Below are 21389 nucleotides of genomic sequence, written 5' to 3'. Positions count from 1 at the left end.
TCCGTCCTCGGTCCGGCGGATGCCCGGCATCAAGAGGTGCCGTTCCTTGACGCCGGCCGCTGCGGGCGGACACCCCCGGCGGTGGTCGGCGTACCTCAAAGTCTCACCGTTCCCTGACGCCGACCGCTGCGGGCGGCCCCCCCCGGCACGGCCACCTTCGCGCCGTTCGCGGCTCTCCGTGGTCTCGGGGTGCCTCATTCCCGGCCTTGCGTTCCTCGGGTAATGCCGCCGTCCGGCATCAGGAGCGTTCGCGCACTACGCTCGGTGCCCATGAGCGACAGGCACATCAGTCAGCACTTCGAGACCCTCGCGATCCACGCGGGCAACACCGCCGATCCCCTCACCGGTGCGGTCGTCCCGCCGATCTACCAGGTTTCGACCTACAAGCAGGACGGCGTCGGCGGCCTGCGTGGGGGCTACGAGTACAGCCGTAGCGCCAATCCGACCAGGACCGCCCTGGAGGAGAACCTCGCCGCCCTGGAGGGCGGCCGTCGCGGGCTTGCGTTCGCGTCCGGACTGGCGGCCGAGGACTGCCTGTTGCGTACGCTGCTCAGCCCGGGGGACCACGTGGTCATCCCCGATGACGCGTACGGCGGCACGTTCCGGCTGTTCGCGAAGGTCGTGGCCCGGTGGGGGGTGGAGTGGTCGGTCGCCGACACCAGTGATCCCGGGGCCGTGCGGGCCGCCATCACCCCGAAGACCAAGGTCGTCTGGGTGGAGACCCCCTCCAACCCGCTGCTCGGCATCACCGACATCGCGGCCGTCGCGCAGGTCGCCCGGGACGCCGGCGCGAAGCTGGTCGTCGACAACACCTTCGCCACGCCCTACCTCCAGCAGCCGCTGTCGCTGGGCGCGGACGTCGTGGTGCACTCGCTGACCAAGTACATGGGCGGGCACTCCGACGTCGTCGGCGGCGCGCTGATCGTCGGTGACTCGGACCTGGGCGACGAACTGGCCTTCCACCAGAACGCCATGGGCGCGGTCGCCGGGCCCTTCGACTCCTGGCTGGTGCTGCGCGGCACCAAGACGCTGTCGGTGCGCATGGACCGGCACAGCGAGAACGCCACGAAGATCGCCGACATGCTGACCCGGCACGCGCGCGTGACGCGGGTCCTGTACCCGGGCCTGCCCGAGCACCCCGGTCACGAGGTCGCCGCCAAGCAGATGAAGGCGTTCGGCGGCATGGTGTCCTTCCAGGTCACGGGTGGGGAGGAAGCCGCTGTCGAGGTCTGCAACCGGGCCAAGGTGTTCACGCTCGGCGAGTCCCTGGGCGGCGTCGAGTCCCTCATCGAGCACCCGGGTCGGATGACCCACGCCTCGGTGACCGGCTCGGCCCTGGAGGTGCCCGCCGACCTCGTCCGGATCTCCGTGGGCATCGAGAACGTCGACGATCTGCTGGAGGACCTCCAGCAGGCGCTCGGCTAGCGGACGGCGCCCCTGAAGAAGGGGCTGCACCCATCGGTGAGCTGCACCCATCGGTGATCTTCACCGACTGGTGAGCTTGATCGACCGGTGAGCGTCACCGACCGGTGAGCTTCACCGACCGGTCGGATTCACCAGCCCGTCAGCGGTGGAGTCGTCTCCGACGGCGGCTCCACCCACGGTTGGGCCGCCAGCGCCCACACCACGAACGCCACCGTCGCCGCGAACAGCAGCAGGTACATCAGCCGCAGGGCGATCCTCCTGCGGCGCAGCAGATGACCGCCGCGCCGGACGACCTCCTCGTACATCTCGGGCGGCACCGGTGGCGGGGTGCGCTCCATGATCTGTCGGGCGGCCGCTTCCCGTTGGGTGCGGTTCACGGGGACACCGTCTTCGCGCCCAGCACGGCCGGGGCGGGGCCGCGCGGCGGATGCAGCAGGGTCGCCGTCGCCCGGTCGCAGATGGTGTGGACGCGCTCCTTGGGCAGGCCGAGCAGGGCCGCCGTCTGTTCCTCGGCCACACCCTCGTACAGCCGCAGGACCAGGATCAGGCGCTCCTGCGGCGTCAGGCTCGCGAGCGGGCCGGCGGCGTGCGCGCGGGAACGGCCCAGGGCGCCGTACTGGTGCCAGGCGGCGCGTGAGAAGCGGGTGGCCAGGTACTGGCGGGTGCGGTCGTACGGGTCCTCGCCGCGCAGTCGGTCCCAGCACGCGTACGTGTGCGCGAGGGACAGCGTCAGCAGGCGCCGTGCACGGGGATTGTCGTCCCGTGGCTCCGCAGTGAGCAGCGTGGCGGCATGCAGCAGCCGCCCGGCCGCACCCGCGACGAAGGCCTCGAACTCCCGGTCCCGGCGGGCGCCCTGGACCGCCTTGCGTCGTCCCACCGCCCCTCCCGCCTGACCGCGCTCTGGGGAACCGAACCGGTCCCGGCCCCGCGCGTGACGCGGCGGTCGCGCACGAGGAGGACCCGGTTTCATATGAGGCCAGCGGCGGCCCGGGGTCAAGAGCTGGGAGCGGATCAGCGGATCATCCGTGCACGCACGCGTGCAGGACGCTTGTCACCCGAGTGGCGGGCATTCCGGTCTCCGGGCGTCGCGGTCCACCCGGCCGTGCTCAGGACGCCGAGTTCGGCTCCGTGCCCGAGATCCCCTGGGCCGCCATCCGCGTGGAGAGCGCGACGTTGAAGCGAGTGAGGAGCGCGCAGAACGCCTCGCGCTCCTCCGGGGCCCAGTCGTGTGTCAGCTCGGCCATCAACTGACGTCGCGACGAGCGCACTTCCTCCAGTCGCGACTGGCCGCGCGGCGACAGCTGAAGCACCACCGCCCGCCCGTCCTCGGGGTGCGAGGTCCGCTTGACGAGCCCCGTGTCGACGAGCGGTGCCACCTGCCGGGTGACGGTCGACGAGTCGATCCCCATGCTCGCGGCGAGCGCCTTGACCCCCATGGGGCCTTCCTTGTCGAGGCGGTTGAGCAGCAGGTATGCGGCGCGGTCCATGGAGTTGCGCACCTGTCCGACACCACCGAGCCGGGTCTGTTCGGCACGGCGGGCGAACACCGCCACCTCGTGCTGCAGCGTGTCGAGGAGACCGCTGTCAGCGACGGTCGTCATGTCCATCGACATTTCAGGTGTTGTGGGCATGGCCGGGGGCTCACTTCATGAAGGGGGTGCTGGGTTGGGGGACAGGGTACGCGGCCCGGAGGCGGGGTGTACCGGCGCTGCGTAAACCCATCTCGGTGCTTGGTCACACCCGGGCCTTGTGCCTGTGAACTGCGAGACTTGTGTCATGAGCTACCGCACGGCTGACTCCTTGCCTCCCGTCACGCTCGACGACGTACGGGGCGCCCAGAAGATGCTCTCGGGCGTGGCGCGGGTGACGGCGATGGAGGGAAGCAGGCACCTGTCCCAGTTGGTGGGTGCGCCGGTGCATCTGAAGTGCGAGAACCTTCAGCGGACCGGATCGTTCAAGCTGCGCGGCGCTTATGTCCGGATTGCGGGGCTGTTGCCGGAGGAGCGCGCGGCGGGGGTCGTGGCGGCGAGCGCCGGCAACCACGCGCAGGGTGTCGCTCTGGCGTCGTCCCTGCTCGGCGTGCGTTCGACCGTGTTCATGCCGAAGGGCGCGCCGCTGCCGAAGATCAGCGCGACGCAGGACTACGGCGCCGAGGTGCGCCTGCACGGGCAGGTGGTCGACGAGACGCTGGCGGCGGCGCAGGAGTACGCGGCCGAGACCGGGGCGGTGTTCATCCACCCCTTCGACCATCCCGATGTCATCGCAGGTCAGGGCACGGTCGGGCTGGAGATCCTCGAACAGTGCCCGGAGGTGCGCACCATCGTCGTCGGTATCGGCGGGGGCGGGCTGGCGGCGGGCATCGCGATGGCGGTGAAGTCGCTGCGGCCCGACGTGCGCCTCGTGGGCGTGCAGGCGGCGGGCGCCGCGGCGTACCCGCCCTCGCTGGCAGCCGGGCACCCGGTCGCGGTCGACCACCCGGTGACGATGGCCGACGGCATCAAGGTCGGCCGGCCCGGTGACGTGCCGTTCCGGATCATCGGCGACCTGGTGGACGAGGTCCGCACGGTCTCCGAGGACGAGCTGGCCGCGGCCCTGTTGCTGTGCCTGGAGCGGGCCAAGCTGGTCGTCGAGCCGGCCGGGGCGAGCCCGGTCGCGGCGCTGCTGAGCGACCCCGGCGCCTTCGAGGGCCCGGTCGTCGCGGTGCTGTCCGGCGGGAACGTCGACCCGGTGCTGCTGGAGCGCGTCCTGCGGCACGGCATGGCCGCGCAGGGCCGCTACCTGGCCGTACGTCTGCGGCTGACGGACCGGCCGGGTGCGCTCGCGACGCTTCTCGGGGCGTTGTCAGTGGTGGACGCTAACGTCCTCGATGTGAGTCACGTACGGACCGATCCGCGGCTCGGGCTCACGGAGGCGGAGGTCGAGCTGCACCTGGAGACGAAGGGTCCCGTGCACTGCGTCGAGGTCGGCCAGGCCCTGCGCGAGGCGGGTTACACCGTCATCGACTGAGGCGCGATCGATCGGTCGCGCCGGAGGGCGATACGGAGGACGAAAGTCCAGGTCGGAGGCTCTTTGTCACTCATTCGGGTAAGTCCATTGAGAGACGCGATACATCGCGTTATGGTGTGTCTCGATAATCCGCCGCTGAGACCGATGAAAAGTGCAAACCTAAGCCTTTCCGAAGCTTCCCCGATGACGTGGAGACTCATATGCCAGGCGCCATCTATGCCGAAGGCCTGGTGAAGACCTTCGGCGACGTAAAGGCTCTGGACGGCGTGGACTTCGATGTCCCCGAGGGCACCGTCCTGGGTCTGCTCGGGCCGAATGGCGCGGGCAAGACGACGGCCGTCCGCTGTCTGACGACGCTGCTGCGGCCCGACAGCGGCTCGGCGGTCGTCGCGGGCATCGATGTCCTGAAGAACCCCGACGCCGTCCGCCGCTCCATCGGCCTGTCCGGCCAGTTCGCCGCGGTCGACGAATACCTCACCGGCCGCGAGAACCTCCAGATGGTCGGCCAGCTCTACCAGATGAAGGCCAAGGCGGCGAAGGCCCGCGCGGACGAACTGCTGGAGCAGTTCGACCTCGCCGACGCCGCCGACCGGCCCACGAAGACCTACTCCGGAGGCATGCGCCGCCGACTCGACCTCGCGGCGGCCCTGGTCGTCTCACCTCCCGTGATGTTCATGGACGAGCCCACCACCGGCCTCGACCCCCGCAACCGCCAACTGCTGTGGGAGGTCATAAAGCGCCTGGTCTCCGGCGGTACGACGCTGCTGCTGACCACCCAGTACCTCGAAGAGGCCGACCACCTCGCGCACGACATCGCCGTCGTCGACCACGGCCATGTCATCGCCACAGGCACCTCCGACCAGCTCAAGGCCCGCACCGGCGGCGAGCGCGTCGAGGTCGTGGTGCACGAGCGCGACGACATGCAGGCCGCCTCGGAAGTGCTGCGCGGCTTCGGCAAGGGCGACACCACGGTCGAGGACCACATGCGCAAGCTCACCGTGCCGGTGACCGGTGGCGCCAAGCTGCTCGCCGAGGTCATCCGCGAGCTCGACACCCGCGGCATCGAGATCGACGACATCGGGCTGCGCCGCCCCACCCTCGACGACGTGTTCCTGTCCCTGACGGGCCACCTCGCGGAGGTCAAGAACGAGGAGAACGGCAAGCAGGACAAGAAGGAGGTCGCGAAGTGAGCGCCGTCATCGACGCCGTCAGCGGACTCGGGGCCCGGAAGGGGCTGGTCAAGTGAGCACCATGAACGACTCCCTGGTCATCGCCAGACGGAATCTGATTCGCATGACCCGGATTCCCGAGATGATCCTTTTCGGGCTGATCCAGCCGGTGATGTTCGTGATCCTGTTCACGTACGTCTTCGGCGGCTCGATGTCGATCGGCGGCAGCACCGACCCGGACGTGTACAAGAACTTCCTGATGGCCGGCATCTTCGCGCAGACCGTCACGTTCGCCACCGCCGGGGCGGGCGCCGGCATCGCCGACGACATGCACAAGGGGCTCATCGACCGGTTCCGCTCGCTGCCGATGGCGCGGGGCGCGGTGCTGACCGGTCGGACCGTCGCGGATCTGGTGCAGACGGCGCTGACCTTGCTGGTTCTCGCGATCGTTGCTCTGCTCGTCGGCTGGCGCCCCGGATACGCGGAACCGACCAATTTCGGGAAGGTCATGGCCGGCTTCGGCCTGCTGCTTCTGCTGGGATACGCCTTCACGTGGATCGGCGCCCTGATCGGCCTGTCCGTTCGTACGCCTGAGGCGGCGACGTCGGGAGGGCTCATCTGGCTCTTCCCGGTGACGTTCATCTCGAACGCGTTCGTGGATTCGAGTCAGATGACTCCCTGGCTGCGGCACATCGCCGAGTGGAATCCCTTCAGCGCGACCGTGCAGGCGTGCCGTCAGCTGTTCGGTGACCCGGGACTCTCGCCGTCCGACGCCTGGCCGATGCAGCATCCGATCTGGGCGTCGGTGATCTACTCGATCGCGATCGTCGTCATCTTCCGCACGCTCGCGGTGCGCAAATACCGCCGGGCGGACGGTTGATCGCCCATCGTCCGGCACCACGAGGAAGGCCCCGCCACGCAATCGCTGGACGGGGCCTTCTTCTTCACCGACCTACGGCGTCGGTCGTCTCAGGCCGGCACGGCCGCATGACGAGGCCCCCGGCGCCGGGAGGCGGCCGGGGGCTCGTGGAAGACCGGTGCCGGCGGTCCCGAGGGCGGGGTCAGCCGTTGTAGGGCTCGGCCTTGAGGATCTTCACCGAGGCCCTCTTGCCGTTCGGCAGCTCGTACTCGGCGTCCTCGCCGACCTTGTGGCCGATCACGCCGGAGCCCAGCGGGGACTGCGGCGAGTACGTCTCGATGTCGGAGCTCGCGTACTCGCGCGAGGCGAGCAGGAAGGTCATCGTGTCGTCCTCGTCACCGTCGAAGGCGATCGTCACGACCATGCCGGGCGCCACCGCACCGTCGGCCGACGCCGGCGCCTCGCCGACCTGGGCGTTCTCCAGGAGCTGGGTCAGCTGGCGCACACGGAGCTCCTGCTTGCCCTGCTCCTCCTTGGCCGCGTGGTACCCGCCGTTCTCGCGCAGGTCGCCCTCCTCGCGCGCGGCCGCGATCTTGGCGGCGATCTCCGTGCGCGCAGGACCAGACAGGTACTCCAGCTCGGCCTTGAGCTGGTTGTACGCCTCCTGGGTCAGCCAGGTGACGTTCTCGCTGGTCTGGGTCACTGGTGCTCCTCGTCGGTACTGGGAATACAAAGCATCGCCCTACCCAGAAGGATGTTCCTCCATGGATGGGCGAAACCACGAGCCTAACAATTCAAAGGCCGAAGGGGGAGGACATAAGCCATCAGAATCACATCAACGCAGGTCAGCGCCTAGGTATTGTGGGCTGATCCGGTCAGCCTCGACCAAGCTCGGTCGCATTTGTGCGGGGGATCAGTCGGAGTGGCAGCCGAGCAGTTCGGCGGTGGTCCCCGGGGACGTCGTACGGAGCGTGACGACCTTGTCGATCCGGGTGGCGTCACCGTCGAAGCGGAAGTCGGCCCGGCCCACCTCGGCACCGCTCTCCGCCTGGGAACGCAGCGTGCAGTAGCCGGAGGCGCCGGCGTCCTTGCGGACCTCCAGATGCACCTTCACCGCGTCCTTCTGGGCGTCGAACTCGATGACCTCGGCGCTGATCTTGTTCTGGCCGACGTAGTGATAGGCGAAATAGCCGATCAGCGCGAGCAGCAGCGCTCCGAGAACACCGCCGACGATCTTCAGCGTGCGGTCGGCGCGCGCGTCCGAGGAACGGCCGTAGCGGCCCTCGGGCAGCCGCGTGCTCGCCGTACTCATGATCGTCCTCTCCGCCGGGGCGGGACCGATGTTCTGAAAGAGGGGCCCGGGGGCCGTATCGCGGAATTATCCGCCCCTCGATTCGGTCACTATAGAAGCCGCCGATCGCGCCGGGGCACACCGGGGCGCCGACTACGAGGATTGAGTCTTGACTGACCAGCTGCGACTGATGGCCGTGCACGCCCACCCCGACGACGAGTCGAGCAAGGGCGCGGCCACCATGGCGAAGTACGTGTCCGAGGGGGTGGACGTGCTGGTCGTGACCTGCACGGGCGGGGAGCGCGGCTCCATCCTCAATCCGAAGCTCCAGGGCGACAAGTACATCGAGGAGCACATCCACGAGGTACGCAAGAAGGAGATGGACGAGGCCCGCGAGATCCTCGGCGTCAAGCAGGAGTGGCTCGGCTTCGTCGACTCCGGTCTGCCCGAGGGCGACCCGCTGCCGCCGCTGCCGGAGGGCTGTTTCGCCCTGGAGGACGTCGACAAGGCGGCCGGTGAGCTGGTGAAGCAGATCCGTTCGTTCCGTCCCCAGGTGATCACCACCTACGACGAGAACGGCGGCTACCCGCACCCCGACCACATCATGACCCACAAGATCTCGATGGTGGCCTTCGAGGGCGCGGCGGACGCCGAGAAGTACCCGGAGGCGGAGTTCGGCCCGGCCTTCCAGCCGCAGAAGCTCTACTACAACCAGGGCTTCAACCGCCCCCGCACCGAGGCGCTGCACAACGCGCTGCTGGAGCGCGGCCTGGAGTCGCCGTACGGGGACTGGCTCAAGCGCTGGAGTGAGTTCGAGCGCACCGAGCGCACGCTGACCACGCATGTTCCGTGCGCCGACTTCTTCGAGATCCGTGACAAGGCCCTGATCGCCCACGCCACCCAGATCGACCCCGACGGCGGCTGGTTCAAGGTCCCGATGGAGATCCAGCGGGAGGTGTGGCCGACGGAGGAGTACGAGCTCGCGAAGTCCCTCGTCGATACCTCCCTCCCCGAGGACGACCTCTTTGCGGGCATCCGCGACAATGCCTGACATGAGCGCAAGCGCAAGCCTGGCAATGACACAGCTCGCCACCCTCGCCAAGGAGGTGGACGAGGACAAGGTCACCCCCGGCGTCCTCGGTTTCATCGTCTTCGCCGTGATGGCGCTGGCGGTGTGGGGCCTGATGAAGTCCATGAACCGCCACATGAACAGGGTCGAGTTCACGGAGGTCCCGGATCCGAAGGCAGAATCCGGGGAGTCCGCCGAAGCGACCGGCGCGGCCAAGCCGCAGCAGGGCTGAGGGCGGAGGTCCCCGGGGCCCGGCACCTCAGTGCCGGGCGGCTGCGGCCACTCCCATGACCTCGCGTGCGTGGCGGTTCGGCACCATGCCGAGCCGCCACGCCTGCCACCCTTCCTCCAGGTTCACACCCCGTTCCAGCAACAACTGGTACGCCTCCACATAGCCGTCCAGCTTCGTGTCGCGCAGTGCGTCGCCGGTGCGGGAGAGCTGGGACAGTTCCTCCTGGGCGACCGCCGTGCCGACCTCCACGCCGCCGGGTGCGGCGTACGGCAGCAGGGTGCAGCGCAGGAAGCGGGCCCAGTCCTCGCCGCGCCGGTCGCCGTAGGACGCGAACAGGACGATCGCGTCGTCGCACAGCGTCAGCGCCTGCTGGGTGCGGGTGTTCCCGGCGTCCACCACCGCGAGCTCCAGGCATGTCCATGCCTCGCCGTGTGCGACGCCGATGCGCTGGAAGTCGGCGCGGGCGTCCACCAGGAGCTGACGGGCGAATCCGGAGTTGCGCAGGGATCCGGTCTGCGCGGCCCGCAGGTCGCGGGTCACCCGCGCCGAGTGGTGCCGGGCGCAGGCGAGCCCGTACACGTCCCGCATCCGCGAGAACATCGTCCGGGAGCGTTCCAGCTCCCGCACCGCCAGGTCGAGGTTGCCCGTCTCCTCCAGGGCCTGGCCCAGGTAGTACAGGGACCACGCCTCGCCGCGCGCGTCCTCGTTGTCGCGGTGGCGGGAGGCCGCCTGGCGCAGGCCGTCCACCGCCGGGGACGGGTCGCCGGCGACCAGCCGGGCCCGGGACAGCTGGGTCAGGGCCCAGGCCTCCCCGCGGGCGTCGCGGGTGCGGCCGTACAGCTCCAGTGCCGCCCGCAGATCCTCGTCCGCCCGCGGTACGTCGCCCATCCGCAGGCCCAGCTGGCCGAGCTGGAAGTGGGCCCACGCCTCGCCGTGCAGGGACTCGCCGGCCCGGTGCAGGGACAGGGACTCGGTCAGCAGGTCCAGGGACTCGGCGACCCGGCCCCGGTCACGTTCCACCGCCGCCAGCGCGTGCATGGTCCAGGCGCGGTCCGTCGCCAGCTCGGGCGCCGACTGCAGGTCCAGGGCCTCACGGAGCTTCGTGGCCGCCTCGGTCAGGTTGCCCTGGTGGTGCAGGGTGATCCCCAGCGAGCACAGGGCACGGGCCGCGCCCGCGTCGTGCTGGGCCTCCCTATAGAGCTCGACCACCGAGGTCAGGGTCGCGCGGGCCTTGTCCAGCTCGCCCAGCTGACGGGCCGCGATGCCGGTGCGCCACTGCACCGAGCGCACCAGCAGCCCCTTGTCCACGGCCTGCGCGAGCTCACTGATCTCGCCGAGGCGGTAGAGGTCGCCGCGCAGCAGGCAGTAGTCGCACAGGGCGCCCAGCAGGTTCAGCACCGCCGCCTGGTTGGCGTCCTCCGCGTGCCGCAGCGCCGCCGTGATGAAGCTCGACTCGTCGTCCAGCCAGCGCAGCGCGTCGTCCAGCGAGGTGAAGCCGTGCGGGCTGAAGCGGTCCGAGCGGGTCGACATGTTGCCGTCGACCAGCCGCAGCACCGAGTCGGCGAGATCGGCGTAGTTCACGATCAGCCGCTCCTGCGCCGCCGTGCGCTCCGCGGGGTCCTCCTCGTCGACGAGGCGGGCCTGGGCGAAGGCGCGGACCAGGTCGTGCAGGCGGTAGCGGTTGCCGCGGACGTGGTCGATCAGGCCCGACCGGGACAGCGCCGCCAGCTGCCGGGTCGCTTCCGCCTCGTCGGTGGCCAGCAGCGCCGCCGCCGCTGCCGCGCCCAGCGAGGCCCGGCCCGCCAGCGCGAGGCGGCGCAGCAGGCGCCGGGCCGCCTCCGGCTGGTCGGTGTACCGCAGCCACAGCACCCGCTCGATCGGCTCCACCGGGCCGTACGCGCCCAGATCCGTCGCCAGTGCGCGCGGTGAGCGCGGGCCCAGCGACGAGCCCGCGACGCGCAGCGCCAGCGGCAGGCCGCCGCACAACTGCCGGATCAGGTCGGCCGATTCGGCGTCGTAGGGACCCGAGGAATCCTGCGCCGCCGCGGTCAGCAGCTCCTCGGCGCCGGCCGCGTCGAGGGCCTCCACCGGAAGCTGGTGCACCCAGGCGGCGAGGTCGGAGGGCAGGTCGAGGGGCTCGCGGGAGGTGACCAGGACCAGGCTGTCGGAGCGTTCGGGGACGAGGGTGCGGACCTGGTGCGCGTCGGAGGCGTCGTCCAGGACGACCGTGACCGGCAGGCCGGTGAGGTGCTGGTGGTAGAGCTCGCTGAGCCGCTTGACCTGTTGGTCCGCCGACGAGCGCTCGCGGAACAGGAGTTGCTCGCGTGGGGCGCCCAGCCGGTTCAGCAGATGCAGTAGCGCTTCTCTCGTCGACAGCGGCGGCTCCTCCGAGGTGTCGCCGCGCAGGTCCACCACGCACGCGCCGCGGAACTGGTCCTTCAGCTCGTGGGCCGCGCGGATCGCCAGCGCGGTACGGCCGCTGCCGGGCGGTCCGTGCAGGACGACGACCGTCGGCCTGGTCTCCGTGCTCGCGCGTGCCGCCTGCACCCACTGCCCGATGCGGGCCATCTCCTGCCGGCGCCCCGCGAACGGGCCCGTCGGTTCGGGGAGTTGGCCGAACGACTGCTCCAGCACATTGCGGCCGCGGGCGGCGGCGCTCTTGTCGGCGCCCCTGAGCCGCGGCCCCGTCTTCGTCGGGCCGGTGGACGCGCTGAGCACCCGCTGCTGGTCGAGGAAGGGGCGGATGCCGCGGACCTCCAGCGCGGTGAGCCATTGCAGACGCAGCTGCTCCGGGCCGCCGGGCTGGCCGACGGCGCCCGCGCGATGGTGCGCGGCGGGCAGATGGGTGCCGGCCACCTTGGCGACGGTGGCCGCCACGCCGACGACGCCCACGGTGACGCCCGCGCCCAGCGCGGTGGTCGTGCCGGTGCCGAGCGCCAGGTCGGTGACGACGGCCGCGACGGCTGCGACGCCGGCCACCATCAGGGGCGTGGCACCGCCCTCGCGCGCGAAGCGCTGCCCGAACGTGAGGCGGCCGGCGTCCGCCTCGTCCAGCGCCCGGGTGTACGCCGTGTACTCCTCGGCCGCCGCCTCGGCCATGTCGTCCAGCCCGCCGCGCGCCCGCGACAGCAGCACGGGCCCCTCGATGCGGCCGCCCGAGCGCCGCACCTCCTCCTCGACGGCCCGGGTCAACAGCCTCTCGGCCTCCGTCCGATGGCTGTCCCGCATGTCACGTCCCCCTCCAGTGGCTACGGCGTTCTTGGTCAAGTGTGCTGCGGACGGGGCGTTGTGGGGAGAGGGCCGGGTGACGGGTGCCGGATGCTGCGGTGAAGGATGCGGCGACGTCGGGTGCCGGGGGAGTGTCGGCGGGAGCGGTGGGCCGTACGGCACGGCCGACCCGAGGATGACGGCGCGTCGTCGCCGTCCGGTCCGGGGAACCGGAGGACGCGAGGTCACCGTCGGGTGGACGCCTGACGCATGCCGGAGGGGGTACTGCGGCAGGATGGACCCCATGCCGAACCGACTGGCTCACGAGACGTCCCCCTACCTGCTCCAGCACGCGGACAACCCGGTCGACTGGTGGCCGTGGTCGGCCGAGGCCTTCGAGGAGGCCCGCAAGAGCGACAAACCGGTCCTGCTCAGCGTCGGTTACAGCAGCTGTCACTGGTGCCACGTCATGGCCCACGAGTCCTTCGAGGACCAGGCGACCGCCGACTACCTCAACGCCCACTTCGTCAGTGTCAAGGTCGACCGCGAGGAGCGGCCGGACGTGGACGCCGTCTACATGGAGGCGGTGCAGGCGGCCACCGGTCAGGGCGGCTGGCCCATGACGGTCTTCCTCACCCCGGACGCCGAGCCCTTCTACTTCGGCACCTACTTCCCGCCCGCGCCCCGGCAGGGCATGCCGGCGTTCCGCCAGGTCCTGGAGGGCGTGCGCGGCGCCTGGAGCGACCGGCGCGACGAGGTCACCGACGTGGCCGGGAAGATCGTGCGCGACCTCGCCGGACGGGAGATCTCCTACGGCGGCCCCGACGCCCCCGGCGAGGAGGAGCTGGCGCAGGCGCTGCTCGGGCTCACCCGGGAGTACGACCCGCAGCGCGGCGGATTCGGGGGCGCGCCCAAGTTCCCGCCGTCCATGGTGATCGAGTTCCTGCTGCGCCACCATGCGCGCACGGGCGCCGAGGGCGCGCTGCAGATGGCCCGGGACACCTGCGAGCGGATGGCCCGGGGCGGTATCTACGACCAGCTCGGGGGCGGGTTCGCGCGCTACTCCGTCGACCGGGACTGGGTGGTGCCGCACTTCGAGAAGATGCTGTACGACAACGCCCTGCTGTGCCGTGCCTACGCCCATCTGTGGCGCGCCACCGGCTCCGAGCTCGCTCGCCGGGTCGCCCTGGAGACCGCAGACTTCATGGTGCGCGAACTGCGCACGAACGAGGGCGGGTTCGCCTCGGCCCTGGACGCCGACAGTGACGACGGGACCGGTCGGCACGTCGAGGGCGCCTACTACGTGTGGACGCCGGAGCAGCTGCGCGAGGTGCTCGGCGACGACGACGCCGCGCTCGCCGTCCGGTACTTCGGTGTGACCGAGGAGGGCACCTTCGAGCACGGCTCCTCCGTCCTCCAGCTCCCGCAGCAGGACGAACTGTTCGACGCCGAGAAGGTCACCTCGATCCGCGAGCGTCTCCTGCGGCGCCGCGCGACCCGCCCCGCTCCCGGCCGGGACGACAAGATCGTCGCCGCCTGGAACGGCCTCGCCGTCGCCGCGCTCGCCGAGACCGGCGCCTACTTCGACCGCCCCGACCTGGTGGAGGCGGCCCTGGGCGCCGCCGACCTCCTCGTCCGGCTGCACCTCGACGAGCAGGCCCGTATCGCGCGTACCAGCAAGGACGGCCAGGTCGGCGCGAACGCGGGCGTGCTGGAGGACTACGCCGACGTGGCCGAGGGCTTCCTCGCGCTCGCGTCCGTCACCGGCGAGGGCGTCTGGCTCGACTTCGCGGGCTTCCTGCTCGACCACGTGCTCGCCCGCTTCGTCGACGAGGAGTCCGGCGGCCTCTACGACACCGCCGCCGACGCCGAGCGGCTGATCCGCCGCCCGCAGGACCCCACCGACAACGCCGCCCCCTCCGGCTGGAGCGCGGCGGCCGGCGCCCTGCTGAGCTACGCCGCGCAGACCGGCGCGGAACCCCATCGCACCGCGGCCCAGCGTGCGCTGGGCGTCGTCAAGGCTCTCGGGCCGCGCGTCCCCCGCTTCATCGGCTGGGGGCTCGCGGTCGCCGAGGCCAACCTCGACGGGCCTCGGGAGGTGGCGGTCGTGGGGCCGGCGATCGACGACCCGGCGACGAAGGTCCTGCACCGCACGGCGCTTCTGGGCACCGCGCCGGGTGCGGTGGTGGCCGTCGGAACTCCGGAGAGTGGCGAATTCCCGCTCCTCGCCGACCGTCCCCTGCAGCAGGGCGCACCCGCCGCGTACGTCTGCCGTAACTTCACCTGCGACGCTCCGACCACCGATCCGGAACGGCTGCGGACCGCGCTGAACAGCTAGAACGGCGAGGGCCCCGGGGGCGTTACGCAACTCGTGTTCGAATTGCTCACTCCTGGGGCTCGTTGTGAGGAAACGCGCTCTTCATCGAATCGGCCTGCGGGCTTCACAGATCCCCCTTAATGTCTACACAGTTCCGCGACAGATGTGACTCGCTGTCGCGGCAGGGGGCATTGGGGATCTGGGGGGATCTGTTGCTGACGTCTGTCTTCATAGCCGTCGTCTCACTGGCCTTGTTCTGGATGGCGGCTTTCACCCTGTGGTGGCAGATGCACGCGTGGCGTACGCCCGAGGTGCTCGCCTCCACCCGGTTCAGCAGACCGGACGGGGGCGAGCATCTGTCGTTCTCGCTGCTGCTTCCGGCACGGCACGAACAGGCCGTGCTGGACCACACCATCCAGCGACTGCTGGAGTCCACGCACACCGACTTCGAGATCATCGTCATCGTCGGGCACGACGACCCGGAGACCACGGAGGTGGCCGAGAAGGCCGCCTCGCGTGATCCACGGGTCCGCGTCGTCGTCGACACGCACGAGAAGAAGAACAAGCCGAAGGCCATGAACACGGCGCTGCCGCACTGCCGCGGCGACGTCGTCGGGGTCTTCGACGCCGAGGACCAGGTCCACCCGGAGCTCCTCGCCCACGTCGACCACGCCTTCCGCACCACCGAGGCGGACGTCGTGCAGGGCGGGGTCCAGCTGATCAACTTCCACTCCAGCTGGTACAGCCTGCGCAACTGCCTGGAGTACTTCTTCTGGTTCCGCTCCCGGCTGCACCTGCACGCGCAGAAGGGGTTCATCCCGCTCGGCGGCAACACCGTCTTCGTGCGCACCGGCGTGCTGCGCGACGCCGACGGCTGGGACCCGAACTGCCTGGCCGAGGACTGCGACCTGGGCGTGCGGCTGTCCAGCGTCGGCAAGAAGGTCGTCGTCGCCTACGACTCCGACATGGTGACCAAGGAGGAGACGCCCGGCAGCCTGATGTCGCTGCTGAAGCAGCGCACCCGCTGGAACCAGGGCTTCCTGCAGGTCTACCGGAAGAAGGACTGGCGGCAACTGCCCACCTTCGGGCAGCGGTTGCTCGCCCGGTACACCCTCATGACACCGTTCATGCAGGCCTTCACCGGGCTCGTCATCCCGCTCAACATCGCGATCGCGGTCTTCGTCGACGTGCCCGTGAGCGTCGCCTTCATCACCTTCCTGCCGGCCGTCACCGCGCTCGTCACCTTCGTCTTCGAGATCGTCGGGCTGCACGACTTCGGCAAGCAGTACGGACTGCGCGTCCGCCTCGTCCACTACCTGAAGCTCGTCGTGGGCGGTCCCTTCTACCAGGTCCTTCTCGCCGGCGCCGCCGTCCGCGCCGTCTGGCGTGAGCAGCGCGGCCAGAACGACTGGGAGCTGACCAGTCACGTCGGCGCGCATCTCACCGATGCCGAAACGGCCCGAGACCTCCGAGAGGACGTCCCCGCGTGACCTCCACCCTTCCCGCGGTGACCACTGCCGAGGTCCCCGCGCAGCGGCAGCCTGCGCCTGTGGCGCGTCCGACCGGTCGAACGACCCCACCGCTCCGGCTGCGTTCGTCCCGGCCCGACCTGATCCTGTGCGGCGTACTCCTCGTCGCGATCCTCGTCGTACAGGGCTGGAACATCGCCGACTACCCGACCCTCAGCGACGACGAGGGCACCTACCTCGCCCAGGCCTGGGCCGTCCAGGAGGGCCGGGGCCTGGCCCACTACACCTACTGGTACGACCACCCGCCGCTCGGCTGGATCCAGCTCGCCCTGCTGACCTGGATACCGGCCGCGCTCAGCCCCGAGTCGATGACCGTCGGCACCATGCGCGCCGCGATGCTCGTGATCAGCGCCGCCAGTGCGGTCCTCGTGTACGTGATCGGGAGGCGGCTGTCCCTGCCGCGCTGGGCCGCCGGACTCGGCATGGTCCTGTTCGGCCTGTCGCCGCTGTCGGTCGTGCTCCAGCGGGAGATCTTCCTCGACAACCTCGCGGTGATGTGGACGCTGCTCGCGTTCGCCCTCGCCGCCTCGCCGAGCCGTCATCTGTGGCACCACTTCGGCGCCGGGATCGCCGCCGCGACCGCCGTGCTGACCAAGGAGACGATGCTCTTCGTCCTCCCCGCGGTCCTCATCACCATGTGGCGGCACAGCCACCGCGACACCCGCAAGTTCGCGCTCACCGGCGCCATCACGGCGTGCGCGCTGATCGGCCTGTCGTACCCCCTGTTCGCCCTGCTCAAGGGCGAGTTGCTGCCGGGCAGCGGGCATGTCTCCCTGTGGGACGGCATCAAGTACCAGATGACCAGACCCGGTTCGGGCTTCATCCTCGACCGGGGCTCCGGCTCCTGGGGCGTCCTGCAGTCGTGGCTCTACTACGACCGCGTCCTCCTCCTCGGCGGCCTCGCGGGCGGCCTGCTGCTCCTGGTCACCTGGCGCTGGTCGGTCACCGCCCGTGCCCTGGCCGGACCGTCGTTCGCGGTGGTCATCCTCGCGGTGGTGGCCATGCGCCCCAACGGCTATCTGCCCGCCATGTACGTCATCCAGGCGCTGCCCTTCCTCGCCCTGGTCCTCGCCGGAGGCACCGCCTCCGTCGCCCACGCCGTGCTGCGGCGATGGCACTCCGAGGCCGAGCACCGGTATCTGACCGGCGGACGGTACGCCCTCGCGGCCGTACTCGCGATCTCCGCCGGCGCCCATGTCGTCCCGCGCTGGTACGACGGCGACCGCACGGCCGTCACCACCGACGCCAACGCGCCCTACCAGGCGGCCTCGAAGTGGCTGGCCAGTGAGGTGGAGGACCCGGGCGACACCCGGGTGCTGGTCGACGACGCGCTGTGGCTGGACCTGGTGCACGCCGGGTACGAGCCCGGGCTCGGCGTCATCTGGTTCTACAAGGCCGACCTCGACCCGGCCGTCACGAAGACGATGCCGCGCGGCTGGAAGGACCTCGACTACGTCGTCGCCTCCCCGACGGTCCGGCGCGACGCGGTCGACCTGCCCAACGTCAAGGCGGCCATCGAGCACTCGAAGCCGGTCGCCGTGTTCGGCCGCGGCGAGGACCGCATCGAGATCCGCCAGATCCAGACCGCCTCCGGAGGCGTCCGATGACCCAGGAATCCACCGCCCCCGGACAGCTCGGCGAGCCGTCCGTCGAAGCCGTCGAGGTGCCCGAGCCGGGCGCCGTCACCATCGTCGTGCCGACCTTCAACGAGTCGGCGAACGTACGGCAGTTGCTGCATCAGATCACCGAGTCGGTGCCGTCCCGGCTGCCGTGCGAGGTCGTCTTCGTGGACGACTCCACCGACGACACCCCGCAGGTCATCGAGGAGGCCGCGCAGGACTGCCCGTTCCCGGTCACCGTCATCCACCGCGACGAACCCGTCGGCGGGCTCGGCGGCGCCGTCGTCGAGGGGATGAAGGCGGCCGGGTCGGACTGGATCGTCGTCATGGACGGCGACTGCCAGCACCCGCCGTCCCTCGTGCCGGAGCTGGTCGCCACCGGCGAGCGCGCGAACGCCGGGCTCGTCGTCGCCTCCCGGTACATCAAGGGCGGCAGCCGGGCCGGGCTCGCGGGCAGCTACCGCGTGGCCGTCTCCCGGCTGGCGACCTGGCTGACGAAGTCCCTCTTCCCGCGCCGGCTGCACGGCATCAGCGACCCGATGAGCGGCTTCTTCGCGATCCGCCGCAGCGACATCACCGCCGAGGCGCTCCAGCCGCTCGGCTACAAGATCCTGCTGGAGCTGGCGGTCCGCAGCCGCCCGCGCACGGTCACCGAGGTGCCGTTCGTCTTCCAGGAGCGGTTCGCGGGCGAGTCCAAGTCGACGGCGGCGGAGGGCCGGCGCTTCCTGCGGCACCTCGCCGGGCTGCGTACGTCCGACCCGTTGTCCCGCATGGTGGTGTTCGGGCTCATCGGGCTCACCGGGTTCGTGCCGAACCTGGCCGCGCTGTGGGCGATGACGCACATGGGGCTGCACTATCTGCCCGCCGAGATCGTCGCCAACCAGTTCGGTGTGGCCTGGAACTTCCTGCTCATCGAGAAGCTGCTGTTCCGCGACCGGCGGCAGCACCGGCACTGGGCCGACCGCACCGCCCGGTTCGCGTTGCTCGCCAACGCCGATCTGGTGCTGCGCATCCCGCTGATCGCGCTGCTGGTGGGCCAGTTCGGGCTGGCCGTGCTGCCCGCGACCGCACTGGCCCTGGTCATCACCTTCGTCCTGCGCTTCGTCGGTACCGAAGCGCTGGTCTATCTGCCGAGCCGTCGTTCAGGTCGGCGGCCCGGGAGCCGCACCGCAAGGAGAGCCGCATGAAAAAGCGCCTCGTCGCCACACACCGAAGAAGGACCGCACTGGTCGGGGTGGGCGCCCTGACCGCCGGTCTGCTCCTCACCTCACCCCAGTCCGCCTCCGCCGCCAACCTCGTCAAGAACCCCGGCTTCGAGACCGCCGGCAGCGACGACATGCCCTACTGCTGGAAGAAGTCCGGCTGGGGCGACAACGACTTCACCTTCGAGACCGTGGCCGACGCCCACTCGGGCTCCAAAGCCATGAAGGTCACGCTCACCCGCCGGGTCGAGGGCGACCGCAAGGCGCTCATCACCGAGTCCGCCGAGTGCGCGCCGGTCGTCACGCCGGGCAAGCAGTACGACCTGGGGCTCTGGTACAGGTCGACCACCCCCGACACTTCGGTCACCCTGTTCCGGCACGACGCGACGGCGGGCTGGCAGTACTGGACCGACCTCAAGACGCTGGACATGGCGGCCGGCTGGACCGAGGCGACGGTCCGCACCCCCGAGGTGCCGGCCGGGACCGACCGGATCGCCTGGGGCGTCTCCGTCTACGGCACCGGCTCGGTCACCACCGACGACTACACGATGGACCAGGTCGCCGACCCCGTCCCGGACCCGGTGTGCACGGGCACGGCCGAGGAGTGCGCGAACGGCCGCTGGGACGTGCTGCCCACGCAGAACCCGGTCCGCTCCATGCACTCCGTCGTCCTCAACAACGGCAAGGTGCTGCTGATCGCGGGCTCCGGCAACAGTGAGCAGATGTTCGAGGCGGGCACGTTCACCAGCACGGTCTACGACCCCGAGAACGGCACGTACAAGCAGATCCCGACGCCGAAGGACATGTTCTGCGCCGGGCATGTGCAGTTGCAGGACGGCCGGGTGCTCGTGATGAGCGGCAACAAGGGCTATCCGTCGGCCGACGGCACCATCGGCTACCAGGGCTACAAGGACTCGTACGTCTTCGACCCGGTCACCGAGACGTACAGCAGGACCAACGACATGAACGACGGCCACTGGTATCCGTCGGCGACGATCCTCGGCAACGGTGACGTGATCTCCTTCGGCGGCCTGAAGGAGGACTCCACCGGCTCGGTGACCGCCGAGCTGTGGTCGGACGCCGAGCAGAAGTGGCTGGAGCTCTGGAAGGTCAAACAGACCTGGTCCTACTGGGGTCTGTACCCGTCGATGATCCTCATGCAGGACGGCCGTCTCTTCTACTCCGGCAGCCACGTCTTCGGCAACAACATCCCCGGCACGGGTTCGGCGATCTACGACTACGGCGCCAACACCGTCACCCAGATCCCCGGCCTGCGGAACAAGGACCAGCGGGACCAGTCCGCGAGCGTGCTGCTGCCGCCGGCCCAGGACCAGAAGGTCCTCACCATCGGCGGCGGCAACATCGACTCCAACCCGGACGCCAACCGCCTCACCGACGTCATCGACCTCAAGCAGCCCGACCCGTCCTACGTCGCGGGACCGCCGCTGCCGCAGGGCACCGTCGACCTCGGGAACGGCAAGGTCCCGCAGACCGGCGACCAGGGCAAGATGTACGTCTCCGCCGTGCTCCTGCCCGACGGCAAGGTCCTGGAGACCGGCGGCGCGCTGCACAACCGGGCCGATCCGGTGTACGAGTCGTCGCTCTACGACCCGGCGACGGGCACCTTCGACCCGGTGGCGGCGGACCCGGAGGCGCGCGGCTACCACTCCTCGGCGTTCCTCCTGCCCGACGGCCGGGTGATGGCCACGGGCGACAACCCGGGCAACGGCAGCTGGAACCACGACGTGTCGGTCTACACCCCGCCCTATCTCCTCAAGGGCGAGCGCCCGACGATCACTTCGGTGATCGACAGCGAGTGGACGTACGGCGACACCCAGCGCATCACCGTCGACCGCCCGATCGCCAAGGCCGAGCTGATCCGCCCGGCGGCCGTGACCCACTCCTCCGACCCCAACCAGCGGTTCGTGGATCTGCCGCTGTCCGTCGACGGCGACAACGTCGACCTGAACGTGACGAGCAACCCCGACCTGGCCCCGCCCGGCTGGTACATGCTCTTCGCGGTCGACGCCAACGGGGTGCCGTCGGTGGCCAAGTGGGTCCATCTGCGGGGTCCTTCGGCCTTGAGCGCCACGGACTCCTCGGCGCACGTCCACGACTTCGCCGACCGCCTGGAGGGCAAGGTCACGGGCCCCGGCAAGAAGCGCACCTCGCAGAAGGTCGGCCCGACCGTCTCCGGCTGCGACCGCCACTACGGCTCGGTCAACGTCTGCGTCCCGACGGACTTCCCGCCGGCCGTGAAGCCCACGACGAAGTCCCGCTGCGACTGGCTGAAGAAGAACGACTACGGCCGTCTGAAGGTCAACGGCAAGGACGACCCGCTCCGCCTCGACCCGAACAAGGACGGAGTCGCCTGCGGGAAGGGTGATACGCCGGGGCGCTGAGTGCCCCTTCAGGGGCGCGGGGAACTGCGCGACCAGCCACAACGGTGCCGCGGTTCCCCACC

The 21389-nt window shown here is 70.3% G+C and carries 17 protein-coding genes; 11 read left to right on the top strand and 6 right to left on the bottom strand.

Annotated elements, in window-relative coordinates:
* Positions 1–270: 270 nt before the first annotated feature.
* The gene (locus ACGFW6_RS42500; protein WP_393522350.1) at positions 271–1425 is read left to right on the top strand and encodes a cystathionine gamma-synthase; all 1155 of its coding nucleotides are present in this window, start codon (positions 271–273) and stop codon (positions 1423–1425) included.
* A 128-nt stretch (positions 1426–1553) separates the two neighbouring features.
* Here the strand turns inward: ACGFW6_RS42500 and ACGFW6_RS42495 are convergent, their stop codons facing one another.
* The 3 genes from ACGFW6_RS42495 to ACGFW6_RS42485 form a co-directional block, all read right to left on the bottom strand.
* Positions 1554–1802 (bottom strand): hypothetical protein, encoded by a 249-nt coding sequence (locus ACGFW6_RS42495; RefSeq protein ID WP_393522347.1) that lies wholly within the window; start codon positions 1800–1802, stop codon positions 1554–1556.
* Positions 1799–2302 (bottom strand): sigma factor-like helix-turn-helix DNA-binding protein, encoded by a 504-nt coding sequence (locus tag ACGFW6_RS42490; protein WP_393522345.1) that lies wholly within the window; start codon positions 2300–2302, stop codon positions 1799–1801. Before ACGFW6_RS42490 ends, ACGFW6_RS42495 begins: the two co-directional genes overlap by 4 nt.
* 229 nt (positions 2303–2531) lie before the next feature.
* Entirely contained in the window at positions 2532–3038 is a 507-nt protein-coding gene (locus tag ACGFW6_RS42485) for a MarR family winged helix-turn-helix transcriptional regulator (RefSeq protein ID WP_393522342.1), read from the bottom strand.
* 163 nt (positions 3039–3201) lie between these two features.
* Between ACGFW6_RS42485 and ilvA the strand changes: the two genes are divergently transcribed.
* From ilvA to ACGFW6_RS42470, 3 genes are all read left to right on the top strand, one after another.
* Positions 3202–4431, top strand: a complete 1230-nt coding sequence (gene ilvA / locus ACGFW6_RS42480) for a threonine ammonia-lyase (protein WP_393522339.1) — start codon at positions 3202–3204, stop codon at positions 4429–4431.
* A gap of 200 nt (positions 4432–4631) precedes the next feature.
* Positions 4632–5621, top strand: coding sequence for an ATP-binding cassette domain-containing protein (locus tag ACGFW6_RS42475; protein ID WP_393522336.1), 990 nt, complete (start codon positions 4632–4634; stop codon positions 5619–5621).
* Between the two features lie 61 nt (positions 5622–5682).
* Complete coding sequence (locus tag ACGFW6_RS42470) at positions 5683–6480, top strand: ABC transporter permease (protein WP_393522363.1); 798 nt, start codon at positions 5683–5685, stop codon at positions 6478–6480.
* A 181-nt stretch (positions 6481–6661) separates the two neighbouring features.
* Here the strand turns inward: ACGFW6_RS42470 and greA are convergent, their stop codons facing one another.
* Together greA and ACGFW6_RS42460 are read right to left on the bottom strand one after the other, a co-directional pair.
* Positions 6662–7162: a transcription elongation factor GreA gene (gene greA, locus ACGFW6_RS42465; RefSeq protein ID WP_393522333.1), complete on the bottom strand. Its 501-nt coding sequence runs from the start codon at positions 7160–7162 to the stop codon at positions 6662–6664.
* Positions 7163–7372: 210 nt separating this feature from the next.
* Positions 7373–7771: a DUF4307 domain-containing protein gene (locus tag ACGFW6_RS42460; protein ID WP_393522330.1), complete on the bottom strand. Its 399-nt coding sequence runs from the start codon at positions 7769–7771 to the stop codon at positions 7373–7375.
* A gap of 148 nt (positions 7772–7919) precedes the next feature.
* Here ACGFW6_RS42460 and mca point away from each other — a divergent pair, with 148 nt between their 5' ends.
* A complete protein-coding gene (mca, locus tag ACGFW6_RS42455) occupies positions 7920–8801 on the top strand; it encodes a mycothiol conjugate amidase Mca (RefSeq protein WP_393522328.1) in 882 nt (293 codons plus the stop codon).
* Positions 8794–9051, top strand: a complete 258-nt coding sequence (locus ACGFW6_RS42450) for a hypothetical protein (protein ID WP_393522325.1) — start codon at positions 8794–8796, stop codon at positions 9049–9051. Before mca ends, ACGFW6_RS42450 begins: the two co-directional genes overlap by 8 nt.
* 27 nt (positions 9052–9078) lie before the next feature.
* Here ACGFW6_RS42450 and ACGFW6_RS42445 read toward each other — a convergent pair whose 3' ends face one another.
* Positions 9079–12279 carry a tetratricopeptide repeat protein gene (locus tag ACGFW6_RS42445; RefSeq protein WP_393522322.1) on the bottom strand — a complete coding sequence of 1067 codons (3201 nt, stop codon included), beginning with the start codon at positions 12277–12279 and terminating at the stop codon, positions 9079–9081.
* Between the two features lie 283 nt (positions 12280–12562).
* Here ACGFW6_RS42445 and ACGFW6_RS42440 point away from each other — a divergent pair, with 283 nt between their 5' ends.
* From ACGFW6_RS42440 to ACGFW6_RS42420, 5 genes are all read left to right on the top strand, one after another.
* Positions 12563–14596, top strand: a complete 2034-nt coding sequence (locus ACGFW6_RS42440; RefSeq protein ID WP_393522320.1) for a thioredoxin domain-containing protein — start codon at positions 12563–12565, stop codon at positions 14594–14596.
* Positions 14597–14787: 191 nt separating this feature from the next.
* Complete coding sequence (locus ACGFW6_RS42435) at positions 14788–16065, top strand: glycosyltransferase (protein WP_393522319.1); 1278 nt, start codon at positions 14788–14790, stop codon at positions 16063–16065.
* A complete protein-coding gene (locus ACGFW6_RS42430; protein ID WP_393522317.1) occupies positions 16062–17711 on the top strand; it encodes an ArnT family glycosyltransferase in 1650 nt (549 codons plus the stop codon). Before ACGFW6_RS42435 ends, ACGFW6_RS42430 begins: the two co-directional genes overlap by 4 nt.
* Positions 17708–18910 (top strand): glycosyltransferase, encoded by a 1203-nt coding sequence (locus ACGFW6_RS42425; RefSeq protein WP_393522314.1) that lies wholly within the window; start codon positions 17708–17710, stop codon positions 18908–18910. Before ACGFW6_RS42430 ends, ACGFW6_RS42425 begins: the two co-directional genes overlap by 4 nt.
* A complete protein-coding gene (locus ACGFW6_RS42420; protein WP_393522311.1) occupies positions 18907–21327 on the top strand; it encodes a galactose oxidase-like domain-containing protein in 2421 nt (806 codons plus the stop codon). The genes ACGFW6_RS42425 and ACGFW6_RS42420 overlap by 4 nt, the downstream gene beginning before the upstream one ends.
* Positions 21328–21389 lie beyond the last annotated feature (62 nt).

This window comes from Streptomyces sp. Y7 (genome assembly GCF_043195415.1).
GTDB lineage: Bacteria > Actinomycetota > Actinomycetes > Streptomycetales > Streptomycetaceae > Streptomyces.
Note: the sequence above shows the minus strand (reverse complement) of the source record. Positions and strands in the feature narration are given on the sequence as shown.